The organism is Exiguobacterium sp. s146 (genome assembly GCF_018618415.1).
Classification (GTDB): domain Bacteria; phylum Bacillota; class Bacilli; order Exiguobacteriales; family Exiguobacteriaceae; genus Exiguobacterium.
In genome coordinates this window covers 117,027-132,230 of record NZ_JACSMA010000003.1, presented here as the reverse complement: position 1 = coordinate 132,230, position 15,204 = coordinate 117,027, and the positions used below count along the sequence as shown (strand labels likewise).

Annotated in this window: 16 protein-coding genes; 8 read left to right on the top strand and 8 right to left on the bottom strand. The window is 51.5% G+C overall.

From position 1 onward, the window contains the following. Window positions 1–8: 8 nt before the first annotated feature. The 3 genes from KNP83_RS11195 to KNP83_RS11185 form a co-directional block, all read right to left on the bottom strand. Window positions 9–905 (bottom strand): class F sortase, encoded by an 897-nt coding sequence (locus KNP83_RS11195; protein WP_214762535.1) that lies wholly within the window; start codon window positions 903–905, stop codon window positions 9–11. Window positions 906–925: 20 nt separating this feature from the next. Continuing rightward, window positions 926–2,266 carry a globin family protein gene (locus tag KNP83_RS11190; protein WP_214762534.1) on the bottom strand — a complete coding sequence of 447 codons (1,341 nt, stop codon included), beginning with the start codon at window positions 2,264–2,266 and terminating at the stop codon, window positions 926–928. A gap of 81 nt (window positions 2,267–2,347) precedes the next feature. Continuing rightward, a complete protein-coding gene (locus tag KNP83_RS11185) occupies window positions 2,348–3,127 on the bottom strand; it encodes a helix-turn-helix domain-containing protein (RefSeq protein ID WP_214762533.1) in 780 nt (259 codons plus the stop codon). Window positions 3,128–3,241: 114 nt separating this feature from the next. Here KNP83_RS11185 and KNP83_RS11180 point away from each other — a divergent pair, with 114 nt between their 5' ends. Together KNP83_RS11180 and KNP83_RS11175 are read left to right on the top strand one after the other, a co-directional pair. Next, window positions 3,242–4,891, top strand: coding sequence for a glycoside hydrolase family 13 protein (locus tag KNP83_RS11180; RefSeq protein WP_214762532.1), 1,650 nt, complete (start codon window positions 3,242–3,244; stop codon window positions 4,889–4,891). Between the two features lie 103 nt (window positions 4,892–4,994). Continuing rightward, window positions 4,995–5,501: a flavodoxin domain-containing protein gene (locus tag KNP83_RS11175; RefSeq protein WP_214762531.1), complete on the top strand. Its 507-nt coding sequence runs from the start codon at window positions 4,995–4,997 to the stop codon at window positions 5,499–5,501. On the opposite strand, the gene KNP83_RS11170 is transcribed toward KNP83_RS11175, so the two are convergent. After that, window positions 5,465–7,063 (bottom strand): glycoside hydrolase family 55 protein, encoded by a 1,599-nt coding sequence (locus KNP83_RS11170; protein WP_214762530.1) that lies wholly within the window; start codon window positions 7,061–7,063, stop codon window positions 5,465–5,467. The two genes, KNP83_RS11175 and KNP83_RS11170, sit on opposite strands and share 37 nt — an antisense overlap. A 266-nt stretch (window positions 7,064–7,329) precedes the next feature. Between KNP83_RS11170 and KNP83_RS11165 the strand changes: the two genes are divergently transcribed. The 4 genes from KNP83_RS11165 to KNP83_RS11150 all read left to right on the top strand — a co-directional run bounded on the left by KNP83_RS11165 (window position 7,330) and on the right by KNP83_RS11150 (window position 9,144). Further along, entirely contained in the window at window positions 7,330–7,530 is a 201-nt protein-coding gene (locus KNP83_RS11165; RefSeq protein WP_016507985.1) for a cold-shock protein, read from the top strand. A 126-nt stretch (window positions 7,531–7,656) separates the two neighbouring features. Next, window positions 7,657–8,070: a pyridoxamine 5'-phosphate oxidase family protein gene (locus KNP83_RS11160; RefSeq protein ID WP_214762529.1), complete on the top strand. Its 414-nt coding sequence runs from the start codon at window positions 7,657–7,659 to the stop codon at window positions 8,068–8,070. Window positions 8,071–8,261: 191 nt separating this feature from the next. Beyond that, window positions 8,262–8,765, top strand: a complete 504-nt coding sequence (locus KNP83_RS11155) for a DoxX family protein (protein WP_214762528.1) — start codon at window positions 8,262–8,264, stop codon at window positions 8,763–8,765. A gap of 82 nt (window positions 8,766–8,847) precedes the next feature. Further along, window positions 8,848–9,144, top strand: a complete 297-nt coding sequence (locus KNP83_RS11150) for a DUF3817 domain-containing protein (protein WP_214762527.1) — start codon at window positions 8,848–8,850, stop codon at window positions 9,142–9,144. Between the two features lie 20 nt (window positions 9,145–9,164). On the opposite strand, the gene KNP83_RS11145 is transcribed toward KNP83_RS11150, so the two are convergent. After that, window positions 9,165–10,415: an MFS transporter gene (locus KNP83_RS11145; protein ID WP_251139345.1), complete on the bottom strand. Its 1,251-nt coding sequence runs from the start codon at window positions 10,413–10,415 to the stop codon at window positions 9,165–9,167. A gap of 113 nt (window positions 10,416–10,528) precedes the next feature. Between KNP83_RS11145 and KNP83_RS11140 the strand changes: the two genes are divergently transcribed. Next, window positions 10,529–11,719 carry a helix-turn-helix domain-containing protein gene (locus KNP83_RS11140; protein WP_214762525.1) on the top strand — a complete coding sequence of 397 codons (1,191 nt, stop codon included), beginning with the start codon at window positions 10,529–10,531 and terminating at the stop codon, window positions 11,717–11,719. 4 nt (window positions 11,720–11,723) lie between these two features. Here KNP83_RS11140 and KNP83_RS11135 read toward each other — a convergent pair whose 3' ends face one another. Beyond that, window positions 11,724–12,731, bottom strand: a complete 1,008-nt coding sequence (locus KNP83_RS11135) for a S66 family peptidase (RefSeq protein WP_214762524.1) — start codon at window positions 12,729–12,731, stop codon at window positions 11,724–11,726. Window positions 12,732–12,794: 63 nt separating this feature from the next. Beyond that, entirely contained in the window at window positions 12,795–13,121 is a 327-nt protein-coding gene (locus tag KNP83_RS11130; protein ID WP_214762523.1) for a winged helix-turn-helix transcriptional regulator, read from the bottom strand. Between the two features lie 107 nt (window positions 13,122–13,228). Between KNP83_RS11130 and KNP83_RS11125 the strand changes: the two genes are divergently transcribed. Then, window positions 13,229–14,029 carry a VOC family protein gene (locus KNP83_RS11125; protein WP_214762522.1) on the top strand — a complete coding sequence of 267 codons (801 nt, stop codon included), beginning with the start codon at window positions 13,229–13,231 and terminating at the stop codon, window positions 14,027–14,029. A 14-nt stretch (window positions 14,030–14,043) separates the two neighbouring features. On the opposite strand, the gene KNP83_RS11120 is transcribed toward KNP83_RS11125, so the two are convergent. Next, the gene (locus KNP83_RS11120; protein WP_021068063.1) at window positions 14,044–15,036 is read right to left on the bottom strand and encodes a 5'-3' exonuclease; all 993 of its coding nucleotides are present in this window, start codon (window positions 15,034–15,036) and stop codon (window positions 14,044–14,046) included. Window positions 15,037–15,204: the final 168 nt, after the last annotated feature.

The following is a 15,204-nucleotide window of genomic DNA, read 5'->3' as shown; positions in this document are numbered from 1 at the left end:
TTTGGTCATCACTTCGTCTGTGCGGAAGGACTCGACTCGTTCCCGAGTTGATCGATGGCTGTCACGTAATAAGTGGCCTGTTCGTTCGTGACTTCGATGCTCTTCCGGGCGTGCGACGGGATACTTTCGATATGCGTCGCTTCACCGTCGACGACCTCATAGACGCGATAGCCGATGACGGCGTCGTCACGGACGGCGTGCCACGTCAATAAGTTCCCGCGGAGTTCGACGCTCGTCGGTGCGTCGAGTTCGACTTCGGTATTGATCTCGGTAGCGACAAGTTCGGTATAGACGACGAAACGCTCGTCGTAACCGCCGTCACTGAACGTACCGGAACACGTGATCAAGTTCAAATGTCGACTCGACGTGGCCCCGAAAATATCCTCGATCGGTGCGTTTTTCGTATCGTAACTCTCTGTTTTTGTGACACGAAACGTCAACGTGTTGCCATTCTCATCAATAATTGTCACGTCATCGCCTGTCTTCAGCTGATCGAGCTCATAGAAGACGGCAGGGCCGGTCTTGCTGTCGACGTGTCCGGCGATGACGGCATTCCCTTTACTGCCTGGCTTGACGCCCGGCTCGAACCAGCCGACTTGGTTCTCGTCTTTTGGGACGCCCATCTGTCCATTGTCGAGGACACCGACCTGTTCGATCGCGGTGTCGACATCAATGGTTGGGATTTGAAGTTGGACGGGTGTCGCAGCCTTGGCACTTTCCTCTTCCTCGGCTAATCGAAGCTTCTTCACCTCTTCCTGTAGAAGTGAGAATTCAGCCGATAAATCTGGGCTCTCCTCTATTTGTTTTTCTTCTACAGGTGGTGACGACGATTCTTGGGCGCTCGTCCACGTCCAGAAGCCAAAACAAAAGAGAGAGAGCGCCAGAAACAAATGGCGCTTGTTCATGGGGCTCCCTCCTGATTGAATTATTGTTCAGACACTTTACGGTTGCGAAGCGTTACGAAGGCGAGTAAGATTCCGCCAAGTACAGCAAGGCCAGCGTAGAGCGTGTTCATTGATTGTTCTTGTGCACCGCCGAGACCTGTTTCAGGCATCTCTTCAGGCATTGTTGTTTCAGCGAACTTGTCAGGCATTTGTGTCACGATCGCGTTACCGAGTGTCTCACCAACACCGAACATGAACGCGTATCCTTCACGGAATGACATCCAAGCTGCATCCGCGTCACCAGCTACATACTGATCGAACGTTTGAAGCACGAGGGCCTCATGTTGTTTGATGGCTTCTTGGCCAGCTTCTTGCGGCAAGTTACCTTCTGTCGCTGCATCGAGGAATGTGCTGAAATCGACAGCGAACTGGTCGAGCTTCATGCGTGCTTCTTCAATTTTAGCTTCGTCGCCTTCGAGTGTAGCGGCAACGATGTCACCTTGTGCTGTGATGTGGTTCCCGTTCCATACTTTTTCGAATTGGGCCGCACCTTCGTCACCGTATACTGAGCCGATTGCTGCTTTGAAGTCGAGTGTGTTCTGATCTTCAGCCCAGCTCACGTAGTCGTAATCTTCAGCTTGATCGTAACCTTTTTGCATGCCGATCGCTGCGAGGGCGAAGTGCTCACCAGCAAGGCTGTTCAATGTTGAACGAAGCTCGACGGCTGGTGTGTCAGCAGCAGTTTCAAACTTATCAGGCATCTGTGTGACGATTGCGCCTGAGAGAGCTTTACTGATATCGAACATGAGCTTGTATCCTTCACGGTACGTCATGTATGCCGACTCATAGTCACCTTCGACATAGTCATCGAATACTGAGAGGACTTGGTCTTCGTGAAGCTCAAGTACGTCAGCTGCAGCGTCTTTTGGTAAGTTGCCTTCTGTTGCTGTATCAAGGAATGTTGAGAACTCATCGACGAATTCCTCAACTTCAGCTTCCGCGTCTGCGCGAAGTGCTTCATCTTCTGATTTAGCTGCTTCGACGAAGTCAGCTGAGTAATCGTTGTGACCAGCGAAGATTTCTTCGAACTGGGCTGCGCCTTCATCTCCATAAATCGAAGCGATCGCCGGTGTCATGTCGAGTGCGTTTTGATTGAGAGCCTTCATTGCAACTTCGGCATCAGGTGCTCCGTCGTAAGCTTTCATCATCGATGTGACAGCTAAGACGTAATGCTCAGACAGCAATTGGTCGAGCGTGGCGCGTAAGTCACCTGCTGGTGTGCTTGCTGTTGGCGCGTGATCCGCTGCCTGTGCATTCAAGGGTACGAGTAAGCCGAGTGCGAGTGCCGGTGCTACAATCTTGTTCATTGTTTTCTTCTTCATGGGTAATCGCTCCTTTTTTGAGTGGTTGTCGTTGTTTACACCCATCTAACGGAGCGGTTCAAAAAATGGATCACTCTTTTTTTATTTTTTTTCGTTTTTTTGTTGAAGTGTGCGATAAACCCCTGGTGCGACGCCATATTTTCGTTTAAAAATCCGATGAAAATATGGATAAGAGCGAAATCCGGACAGCTCAGCGATCCGTTCGAGCGAGTGTTGTGTATACTGCATCTGTTCTTCGGCGAGCTGGAGCCGAATCGACTGGGCGTAGGCGACAACCGTCAACCCGGTCACTTCTTTGAATAGATGGACGGTCCGCGATACACTCAGTCCGACCGCGTTGGCGACGTCTGCCACTTTGAAGTCGTTCGTGACGTTTCCTTCTATATAACGCATCATGCGTGACACGACTGGAGGTCGCCTGTTTGTTTGGACTTCTCGGACGGAACGGTCGAGCATGAGGAGCAAAGCTTCAATCAGGGTTTCGATCAGCACCGGACTTTGTTCAGCCGTCGGGCGTCGCGCCTCTTCGGTGATATGTTGCCAAAGCGACAACAGGCGAGGGTCGATTGAGATGGATGTGATGCGGGAATGGTCGGCCGCCGCCCACCAGGCATCGAGTGTCGGACCGTTACAGAAGAGATGATAGTCCCCGCTCGCCGGAGTGTCGACATGCAGTTCGTACGCCTCATCGGGTTTGACGAGCAATAAATCACCGGGCCGCACCGTATACGTCTTCCCATTGACGACGATGCGCGCTGTGCCTTCTGTTTGCAAGCGAATCAAGTACGTCTCTAAGCGGCTAGGGAACGGAAAAGTATAAGTCGTCGTATGATACGAATAGCCACAAAAGCCGACTTCCATCCAATCATCCTCTCTTAATAGCAAAATCGTGCATAAGCTAATTATATCATGGATAGAAATCGATTCGTGAAGACGGTACGATGAAATCGACAGAACGTATGAGGAGGATGAAATATGAAACAATGGTGGAAAGAAGCGGTCGTCTATCAAATTTACCCGCGCAGCTTTAATGACTCGAACGGTGACGGGATTGGGGATATCCCGGGAATCACTGAAAAAATGTCGTATTTGGCGGAACTCGGAATCGATGTCATCTGGTTGTCACCGGTGTACGATTCACCGAACGACGACAACGGATACGATATCCGCGATTACCGGGCCATCATGGATGAGTTCGGGACGATGGATGATTTCGATGCGATGCTCGAAGAGGCGCATCGTCACGGCATCAAAATCATGATGGATCTCGTCGTCAACCATTCATCAGACGAACACCAGTGGTTCATGGAATCACGTTCCTCGAAAGACAGTCCGTATCGGGACTACTACATTTGGAAAAAAGGCGAGAACGGTCAGCCACCGACGAACTGGGGCGCGTTCTTTGGTGGCAGTGCGTGGCAATACGACGAGGCGACGGACGAATACTACTTGCATCTGTTCAGCAAGAAGCAACCGGATTTGAACTGGGAGTCGGAGACGTTGCGCCGCGAAGTGTATGATTTGATGACGTACTGGCTCGATAAAGGGGTCGACGGTTTCCGGATGGACGTCATCAACATGATCTCGAAAGATCCGAGCTATCCAGATGGCGCGACGCGGGGGACGGGTTATGGGGACGGCACACCGTTTTTCTTCAACGGACCGCGCATCCATGAGTTCATGCAGGAGATGAATCGCGAAGTCTTGTCAAAATACGATACGATCACGGTCGGTGAGATGCCGGGCGTCAGCGTCGACGAGGCGAAACTCTATACAGGGACAGACCGTGACGAGTTGAACATGGTGTTCCATTTCGAGCACGTCGACGTCGGCAACGGCAGTTTCGGCAAATGGAACCCGACGGACTGGAAGTTGACGGATTTGAAGACGATCTTCTCACGCTGGCAGGAAGGTCTCGAAGAAGATGGCTGGAACAGCCTCTATTGGAGCAACCATGACCAACCACGAGCCATCTCACGGTTCGGGAACGACTCGGACGAGTACCGTGTCGTCTCTGGCAAGATGTTGGCGACGCTCCTCCACATGTTGAAAGGAACGCCGTACATCTATCAAGGTGAAGAGTTCGGGATGACGAACGTGGCGTTCGATTCGATCGATGAGTATCGTGACATCGAGACGCTCAACGCGTATCGGGATTACACGACGAACGGCTTGTTGACGCATGATGAGATTTTCCGTGGCATCCACGCACGTGGGCGCGACAACTCACGGACACCGGTCCAATGGTCGGACGAGGCGCAAGGCGGCTTCTCGTCCGGCACACCATGGATCGGGGTCAATCCGAACTATGTGACCGTGAACGCGGAAGCGGCAAGACGCGACCCGGACTCGCTCTTCCATTACTATCGCCAATTGATTCAGCTCCGGAAACAACATCCGATTGTCGTTTACGGGAAGTATGAGCTGTTACTGTCGGACGATGAAGCGGTATACGCCTTCACACGTACGTTCGAAGGCGAGACGTGGCTCGTACTCTGTAACTTCTCGGACGAGACGGTGACACGTGAGCTTCCGTTCGACGTGACAGAACGCGTCATCGGCAACATGGAGCCCGTGGAGCCGTTCACGCTTCGTCCGTACGAAGCACAAGTGTATAAAGTGTGACGAAAAAAACTCGCCTCCATGGCGAGTTTTTGTTCTGTCGTTAGTAAAGGTGAACCGTTTCGGGAATAGGGATAGTAGAGTCTGACCGAAAGGGGGAAACGCGATGAATACGTTAATTGCATACGCGAGCCGTTACGGGACGAGTGAGAAAGTCGCCCATCTGTTAGCCGAGCGGCTACCAGGGAAGGTCCACATTCAAAACGTGGTCGAACAGCCGGACGTCGATTGGGCGACGATTGACCATGTGATCGTCGGCAGCTCGATCCGGATGGGGAAAATCCAAGATGAGATGACGGCATGGCTTCATATTCATGAAGCGAAATTGTTGAATCGTCCGCTCGGTCTCTATCTATGTGCCGGGACGCCGACCGCGGCCGAACGGCAACGGGAGCTTGAGGACGCGTATCGAGAAGTGTTGCGCGAGCACGCTTATTTCGTCGAGGTCGTCGGCAACGGCTATGACTTCGAGCGGATGGGCTTTCTCGATAAGGCCATCGTCCGCATGATGGCGAAACAGACGGTGAGTTCGCTCAATTTGGACGAGGCGATGCTCGACGAACTCGTCGAAGTGGCTCAAACGTCGTTGCGCACACGGTCTGAGAATCCGTAAGCGAACAAATCGTGAGCCTCGATTGGACTACTCGTGGAGATGAGCACATCTCCACTTTTTTGTTCGCCTTCGATGCGCTGGAGTATAACGTTCGTCAACTGGCCACCGATTTTCAAGGCGACCGGAGCCGAGTGGCGACAGATGACGTCTTCAATCGTGACGTGGTCGGTCCGGTTGTCACCGCCGAACAGCTCGATATCGGCCCGACCTGAGGCGAATCCGCTCGTCGCAATCCGTTTCAGGCGGACGTTGCGCGATTTATATTGAATGGCAAGGGCTGGATTGGCGCGATAGTCATAATCCGGATTGCCGATGGCCGTGAATCCATGAATGAACACGTCCTGATACGCCGACACGACGAGGCTGCGTGCCGAAGATTTCGTATATAGCTTCGAGCGGACCGGCTCCATCGACACGAGGTTCGTGCCCGACAGGAAACGGGCCGTCTTCGACTGCGGATCGTCGGCCAAGTGATGGCTGATATGACGGAAATTGAATGACCGATTGTCGTGATACGAAAAATGTCCGAAGATATGGACGTCATGGGCGGCCGAAGACGTCCCGTGCGCTTTCACTTCGACGCCTCCGAAACAACCTTCACTCATATTATTGACGAGCGTGACGTGGCGCGACCCGTCATCGATCTCGATTCCATTCGAGTTCGAGAAACCATGGGCGTGCGTGCGTCCGTGCGGATGGTGGCAGTAACAGTTCGTGATATAAAGGGCATCGCTATGATGGGTCGTGATGCCATCGTCGCCGTAATTCGTCGCTTCGCAATGGTCGAGCCATACGTACCGACTCCCTTTTTTGGCGCGAAGCCCGTCCCCCAAGTAGTGATAGTGGGGAGACGTGATATCGAATGCATGCAGTCCAGCATTTTTCGCGGTCACGTGGTGAATCCAGCCGAATTTGACGTGCGCGAACGTCAATGCGCTCGAAGCTGTATCGCCACTCGCGGTCCGATCGACGTCTCCGAGACGTTCCACGTTCCAGTCGAGCGTCAAATGTGCGACTTCGATATGATGATTGCCGGCGAACGGGGTCGCGTTTCGAAGCAGCCGGCGATGTTTCGGGGCACGGTCCGAAAGCTTGATAATCGTTTCCTGTTGGCCGGCTCCTTCGAGCACACAGTTCGACGGCATCCGGATGCCCCGGACGATATACACGCCAGCTGGGACATGGACGTGGCGGTTCGACCGGAGGGCGAGCCGGAACGCGAGCGTGCAATCGGTCGAACCATCCCCGACGGCCCCGTAATCGGTGACGTCGACATGTTGGCGTGTCGCTTGTCTCAAATTCAAGTGCTCGGCGTCGAGCCGGCGCATCCATACCGGGCGCACGATTCCATCGACCTGTTCTAATGGTAAAGAGCTGGTCACCGGGACGATACGTTCGGTCATCGGCAAGTGGGAGAGATAGGTTTTCGCTTGATCAGGATAGCGGGCCAGTCGTGTCGCCTCATGCCAATCAAGTGTTTCCGTCACCAGATCACCGAGCGCCCAATTCGAGTGGTGGGCGATGGTGGCAGCGATATTCGAACGATCAATAAATGTGGTCATATGGTTCATCCTCCTAGCGTTCACTACAATTGGATGTACCCGTTTTAGAAGTATTTTTAGCAAACCGAAGTATTTAGTAGACAGAAGCATTTATCCATGGTATATTCTATATGTGCTTAATTAAGAATAGCTGGAAACATAATTCACAAAACGCTTTGGATTATTTTTCGTTTAAGATAATCCTAGAGGTTTGTGCTTTTTTTTGGTCAGTTTTTTCTAGTAAGGCACTACTAGAACGCACAGCGTTTATTTCAGGAGGGTTCATTATGAACACAGGTAAAGTAAAATGGTTTAACTCAGAAAAAGGTTACGGCTTCATCGAAATGGAAGGCGGAGACGACGTATTCGTACACTTCTCAGCAATCCAAGGCGACGGCTTCAAGACACTTGAAGAAGGCCAAGCAGTAACTTTCGAAATCACTGACGGAGCTCGTGGACCACAAGCTTCTAACGTTGAAAAAATCTAATCTTCCTTTCTAAGGAATTTTATAACCTGCTCGCTTCGGCGAGCAGGTTTTATGTTGTCCGCGTGTTTAATCACTTGTCCCAGGGGAATCAATATACGAGTGACTATCACAAGGAGGTTTTTCAGAATGGATGCAATGCAAACGGCAAGACAGATTTTAGATCATAGTAACGTGGGCACGATGGCGACGGTCTATAAAGGCAAGCCGCACAGCCGTTATATGACTTTTTTCCATGATGAGCTGACACTCTACACGGCAACATCGAAAGACACGGATAAAGTCGATGAACTGAAGAACAATCCGTATACGCATATTTTGATCGGCTATGACGGCGATGGCGTCGGGGATACGTATCTCGAAATTTTGGGGGAGACGACGGTATCCGATGACGAATCGATGAAAGAGAAAGTCTGGAACGAGAAACTCGAAGGATGGTTCGACGGTCCAGACGATCCAAAACTCGTCATCTTAAAAATCGCGCCGCAATCGATGCGCGTGATGAATAAAAAAGGGCAGCCGCCTCAAGAAGTGAACCTGTAAATCAAATGAAGACGCCCCAAGTGGGCGTCTTTTGTAATTGACCAATTTCCAAAAAGTGACTGACCTGTGACACACATATGAACGAAACGTGAACTCTTGTCCTAACCTATGTGAAAAGATGAACATGGATGGTATATTGTGAATGTAATCACATATAAGTTATCATTCACTCATTCAAAGGAGGAATTATCATGTTCACAAAATTTTGGCAGAATCACAACATCGCCACCGGTATATTGACAGTCCTTCGTCTCTGGCTCGGCTATCACTGGCTCACAGCAGGTTGGGGCAAAATCACAGGCGGATTCGGTTCGGAAGGTTTTCTCAATAACGCCCTGACATTGGCGACAGGCGATCACCCGGCCGTGGCTAGCTGGTGGGCAGCATTCCTTGAAAACTTCGCCATCCCGAACGCAGCCTTGTTCGATGTGTTGATTCCATACGGTGAATTTTTAGTCGGTCTCGGCCTCTTGGTCGGTGCCCTCACACGTAGCGCCGCTTTCTTCGGTCTCGTCATGAACATGGCGTTCTTGCTCTCAGGTACAGTCAGCACGAACCCGACGATGTTGATCGTCTCGGTCCTCATTCTCGTCGCCGGCTACAATGCTGGGAAACTTGGCGTCGACGGATTGTTTTTACGCAAGTTCGTCGAAACGAAAGTGCTACATCGTTCACCAAATCGTCAAATAGCATAACGACTTTATGACGTTCTCCTGTGACAAACATCACCTCTTTCGGCTACGATGGACGTAGCAACGATTGAAAAGGAGAACGAATATGAACGCAACACGTTTTAAATGGCTCGGATACACAGAGGGGATGTCATTCTTGCTCTTGTTGCTCATCGCGATGCCGCTCAAGTACTTGGCAGGTATGCCGCTTGCCGTCAGCATCGTCGGCGCGGCCCACGGTTTCTTGTTCGTCGCTTATGTGGCGGCAGCCGTCTATATGGCATGGCGTTTCAACTGGGGCTTCAAAGTGTTGGTCCTTGCTGTCATGGCATCTGTCATCCCATTCGGACCGTTCTTGTTAGAGAAACGAATCCTTCCATCTACAGAAAAGACATCGAATTGAGGTTCGATGTCTTTTTGCATTCACGCACTTTCTGCTTCCGCTGACACAGCGGCTTTTTCGGCAGCGATGTCATGCCGAATCCGGTACATCGCGACCAATGTGATGGTGAGCAGGCAAAGCATGCAAATCGTATAGAGTGAAGCGACTGACATCCACTCGCTCAATGCACCAAACACGATGAATCCGAACGGTGTGATGCCCATGGCGAGCGATTCGAGGACGCCGATGACGCGCCCAAGATAACTTGGCTCCGTGTTCGTCTGCAAGTAGAGCTGGATTGGAATGTTGGCGCGAATGACGAAGAATCCGCTCGACAAGGCGAAAGCCGTGAAGGAGACGATGGCCGGTGTGACCGAGAAATCGAAATAGAGTGGCACGGCCGGTGCGATAAAGAGGCAACTCATGACAATGAGAGACGTGCGGACCGTCGCCAGGCGATACTTGATTGCAAAGACCGGCAAGGCGTGGGCGAGCGAGGCGATCAAAAAGCCGACCGCGAACATGCTTTCTAAAAATCCGAACTGGAGCGGGCTGACGCCGATTTCTTGTAGGGCGGCAATCGGGAACAGCACTTCGGTGGCCACGAAGAAGAAATTGAGCAGTGCCGCCAAGAGGGTCAACGTCCAAAGTACATGTTGGCGTTTCAAGTAGCGAAAACCAGACCGGACCTCGGACCAAGTCGATTGCTCGCTGGGAACATGGTCGTACGTTTTAAAATGGAGACGAGAGGCGACAAGGGCGGCGATTATAAATAAGAGAGACGAGCTGAAGAGAAATGCGGATACCGGAAGCAACGTGAACAGTGCCCCGGCGAGCAGCGGCGTGCCGATGCTTGAGATGGAGATGGTGCTTTGAATGAGGGAGTTGGCGCGTTGGAGCCCGTCTTCGTCGAACAAGAATGGAATCGAACTCGATAATGTGACCGATAAGAAAGTCGAGACGACAGAGAGCAGACATGTGATAATCAAGAAAGCAGTAATGCCGAACGTCCAGACGAGACTCGCGATGCCGGCAGCCAAAAACAATAAGGCGTTCACCGACTCCATCGTGATGATGACACGTTTGCGATCCAGTTTGTCGGCAAATGCCCCAGCGAACGGAGATAATAAAACGCGTGGCACTGTGCCGGCGAGCAAGACGAGTGCGAACTGGAGTCCCGAACCGGACGTCGTCAGCACGGTCAAGCCGGCGACGAACGTGAAGAGACTGGAGGCAAACAACGACATGAATTTTCCGAGCAATAATACATACAAGTTTGATGAGGTGGTCATCATATCGATTCTCCTTTATAATTAAGTTCAACCTGATTTAACTTTATAATAAGTGCTGACGACCGATTTGTATATAAAAAGTTCAATTAAATTTAACTTTTAAGAGGTGCTCTATGATTGGACAACGGATTAAAGCGTTACGCAAAGAAAAAAAACTGACGCAAAGTCAGCTCGCGGAAGGCATTATCACGAAATCGATGCTCAGTATGATTGAGAACGACAAAGCGGAGGCGTCGATGCGCAGCCTTCGTGAAATCGCGAAACGCTTGGATGTGACGGTACAGTCATTGCTCGTCGACCCTCGTGAGGCGGACTTACAGAAGATTGTCGAAGAGATTGAATATACGCAAGGAGGTCTCCACTCATGGGAAGACGATGCCGTTCAGAAGGCGCTCCTCCCTTATTTGGACGTGGAGATGAACTCCGTATGGCAAGGGAAGGCGTACACGTTACTCGCGGACAGTGTATTTTATAGCGGGAATCAACAACAACTGTTGGAGTGGTATGATCGGGCAATCGAGGTGTTTGAGCGGCTCGAGGAGAAAGAAGAACTGATTATGGCTCGCATCAGCCAAGCGTTTTATCTGCTCATGTGGAATCGGTTTGATGAGGCGATAGAACGGATTGATACGATTGAATTGATTGATTCGAGAAGTATGAAGACGAAGACTCGCGTCGAATTCAGCATGTTGATGGTGTTCCGGAACATGTTGTATGACGATGATTTACCAGGCGCGATTCGTCGTCTCGAGGACACGCTCGATTATATGAAACGAACGAAAATGTATTATCGGGTCGACGATGTATATCGAACGATTGCGATTTGTGCCCTCTATTTAAAAGATGAAGCGGCGATTGTCGATGCGCTACAAAAAGCGAAACAATACACGAATTTCACGGACGATGTGACGATGAAAATACGCTTGGCGATGACGGAAGCGCTCTATGCGATTGAATATCGGAAGACGGAGCTGCTCCATCAACAGATTGTGGTCATGAACCAACTGCTAGATGGAAATACAGAATTCATCGCGGCGTTCGAGATGAGTAAAGGTGTCTATTTCGCCTTGACTGGTGAAACAGAGGCAGCCCGGCAATCGTTTTTGAAACTGTTAGAGCATCATGATCAATGGGCAAAGCATGGGTTTGTCGATCAAGCGATTTATTTTGAAGGGTTATTAATTGGAACGAGTCATGGGTGTGGGGATGAGTGGGTCCCGTTGATTGAACGAGAAGTGGGTCTGTTCCCGGAAGGTCGTTTCCGCAGCCATCTGATGTCGCTCATCAAAAAAATCAAGGGCTGACGCGTCAGCCCTTGAACGTTTGAATGAGTGTCCCTTTGCCGTCCTCGACTTGAATGGAGGCGTGGGCACCGTTGATGAGTGTCATTTGCGGCGGGACGTGCCCGCAGTCGATATCGTAAATAACAGGAACGTCGAGTAAGTCCTGCAGTTCCGCATACACGTCTTCTGCCGTGTAGCCTTGAACGGGTTGTTGGGCTGAGCTGCGCCCGAACAGAATGCCAGACGTATGATCGAACCAACCGGCCCACTTCATTTGAAGCAGGGTCCGTTTGAGTGCGGGAACATCGAGCTCGGCGTTCTCGAAATACCAGAGAATCGGCTCTCCGTCTAAATGTTTCTGTTGGAACGTGGCGACGTCGCCGTACGGTGTGCCGATCGTATGCAATAGCACATCGATACAGCCGCCGAGCAGTCGTCCGGTCGCCTCTGTCCCGCCAATTGATTTCCACTCCGTCGGTTCGGTCAAATGATACACGTGCGGGCTCGGGTTCTCGTGTTGCCACTCTTTTTGGAACTGTTCCGATGCGAGTTGGATGACCGTCTCGCCTTCTTTCGCGGATACGACATCGAGCCAACGCGAGCTCGTCGCATCCCATTCCTCGCCGCGCAGGTCGACAAGGTTCGTCCCGTGAGCCGAGGCAATCCCCGTTTTGAGCGTGTACACGAATAGGAATAGGCTGACGTCCGAATAGCCGAGCATCCATTTCGGTGGGAGCGCGTCCCAGTCAATCGCGTCTAGCAACTCAATCAACAGGACGCCGCCCCATGGCGGGATAATCAAATCGATGGCATCATCATGGAACAACCGCGTCAATTCATCGGCCCTGACTTTTGCGGGTGCCGATTTTGCTTTGTCTTGCGTCCAAACCGATGGCTCGAATTGGAGCGTGAACCCGTGGCGGCTGAACGTCGCCTCGGCCTCGTGGAGCAAGCCGTGCAATTCAGCGGGAACGCCAGACGAAGGGGCCGTCACACCGAAGTGATGTCTGGTCAATTGTGGATAACGAATCATGTGAGCCTCCTGTGGATAAGTGATGGATGGAAATACGGAAACGAGTTATCCACATGTGGACAATCATTTTTGACGCATTCGTGCTGCGTGTTGGATGCCCCAAGCGTTCATCGTCTCGAGGACAGGAATCAGCGTCTTCCCATACTCGCTCAAGCGATAGTCGACACGAGGCGGTACTTCCGGATAGACGGTGCGGATAATGATGTCTTGCTCCTCTAAATCGCGAAGCTGTGCCGTCAAAATCTTTTGACTGATATTTGGGAGCGAGCGTTTCAATTCGCTGAACCGTAACGTGTCTCCATTGATGAGCGCGAGTAAAATCGACGGTTTCCATTTCCCCGTGATCAACTCGAGCGCGGTATCGACTTCACAACTTGAAATCAGTGGCATCAGTCTCACTCCTCTCTACAGTATCCTTGAGGTAACTATACCACCTTTTTGTGCCGTCTTCTGTCGATTCTACTTAGCGGGTATACTGAGGTTAGAGGTGATCAACAATGAAATTGACAAACATTAAACTCGGCGCCGTCACATTGCGCGTCAACGATTTAGAAACGATGAAAACGTATTATGAACGTGTCATCGGCATGGACGTCCTCGAGACGGAGGAGAATCGCGTCACACTCGGAACGAGTGAGATGGCGCTTGTCGTCTTGCATGAAGTGAGCGGGGTGCGTCCGAATCCACGAGCGGCCGGCTTGTTCCATATGGCCATCCTCTTGCCGGACCGTATCGAACTCGGACGGATTCTTCGTCATTTGATTGAACAACGGATTGAAGTCGGCCAAGGAGATCATTTGGTCAGCGAGGCGTTCTATTTGAGCGACCCGGAAGGCAACGGCATCGAGCTTTACGCCGACCGTCCCCGGGAGCAGTGGGAATACGAAGCGAACGGTCATGTGAAGATGTCGACGGACCCGGTCGAGTATGAATCGATGCTCGAGGCGGCAGCCGACCGTCCGTTCACAGGTCTGCCGAACGGGACGACGATGGGGCATGTCCACTTCAAAGTACGTTCCCTAGAAGCGGCAAAATTATTCTATCAAAATCGTCTCGGTTTCACGGTGACGACCGATTCGTATCCGGGTGCCTTGTTTTTAGCGGCCGATGGGTATCACCACCACATCGGGACGAACGTCTGGGCCCGGCCGAGCCAGCCGATGGGACAAGAGGCAGGTCTTGAGGCGTGGACGCTCGTGGTCGATGCGGCCACGAATCGAGCACTCGGTGGGACGACATCGGAGTGGTCGCTCACCGATGAAGACGGCATCACGGTCAATATAAAAAGCGTGGACTAATTGTCCGCGCTTTTTTAGCGTGCTGAGATTTTCTTTTGACTTGAATCAAACGAGAGACGAATGCCGCGTTTTTGATACGCTTGTTCGACACGTTTTGAATTGATACTGAGCTCAAGATGAGCGAGTTTCAAGTGCTCAAGTTCTGGCACCGTGACATCGAGACGGACGAGCTCCATGTTGCGCTCGGCCTTTTTACGTGTGCGTCTCAAGTTACGGGGCACTTCTTCTGACGTCAGTGCCGCGATCGTTTCATTGATTAGTTGTCGTTTGTCGCCTTTGACGCTGAGCGCCGTGTAAAGCTTGTCGAGCGAACCGAAGCGTTTGATTAACTGGACCGATTGACTTTCATCTAATCCGGCCACAGGTGGAATCCCGTCTGAACGGTCTCCTGTCAATGCTTTGACTGCTGAGAGCTGTTTTGGCTTCAATCCCTCGTACAATGCCGCAATCTCTTCAGGGCGAATCTCGAGATGTCGCTTGAGCGGGAGCGGGCGATTGTCTTTGATGTCGCAACGAGCCTGCATTTGTTGCAGCTCTTGCGTTTGAAGCCAGACGGTGATGCGTGGGCTCACGAGCTGAAGCAAGTCCTTGTCTTTCGTCATGATGACGACAGGGGCGCTACAGCTGAATTTCCGAGCGATATGGGCAATCAAATCTTCACCTTCATAGCCTTCGACTTGATATTGCGGAATCCCGCTCTCTTCAAGCAATTGGCGCATGAGTTCCATTTGTGCTTTCAACTCGGGTGGTGTCTGGCGGCGACGGCGTTTATAGCCTGGATAAAGCTCGCGGCGCCATAATGTTTCACGTGAGACGTCCCACACGACGACAAAATGAGTCGGACGATGTCTGCGTAGAATCGTCCGGATGAGGCCGGTCATACCGATGACGGCACTCCGATCGTTTTTAGATACCTCGCGTCCTTTTTTCGTTCGGCTCGCGGCGGCACCATAGTAGGCACTGGCCAGCATGGAGTTTCCGTCAATTAAAAATAGTTTACGTTCCATGCGTAACCTTCTTTCTGTAGTTGTTGGACCGAACATTGATGAACTGTTCGGTGATGTTGTGTCAATGAGTGGCACGCACTCAAATTAGCAACATATGTGCAGTATATCACGACAGGACATGAAAATATAGCGACAGTTCGGCCGCTCTCCGAAAAGCCCTCCCCGAAA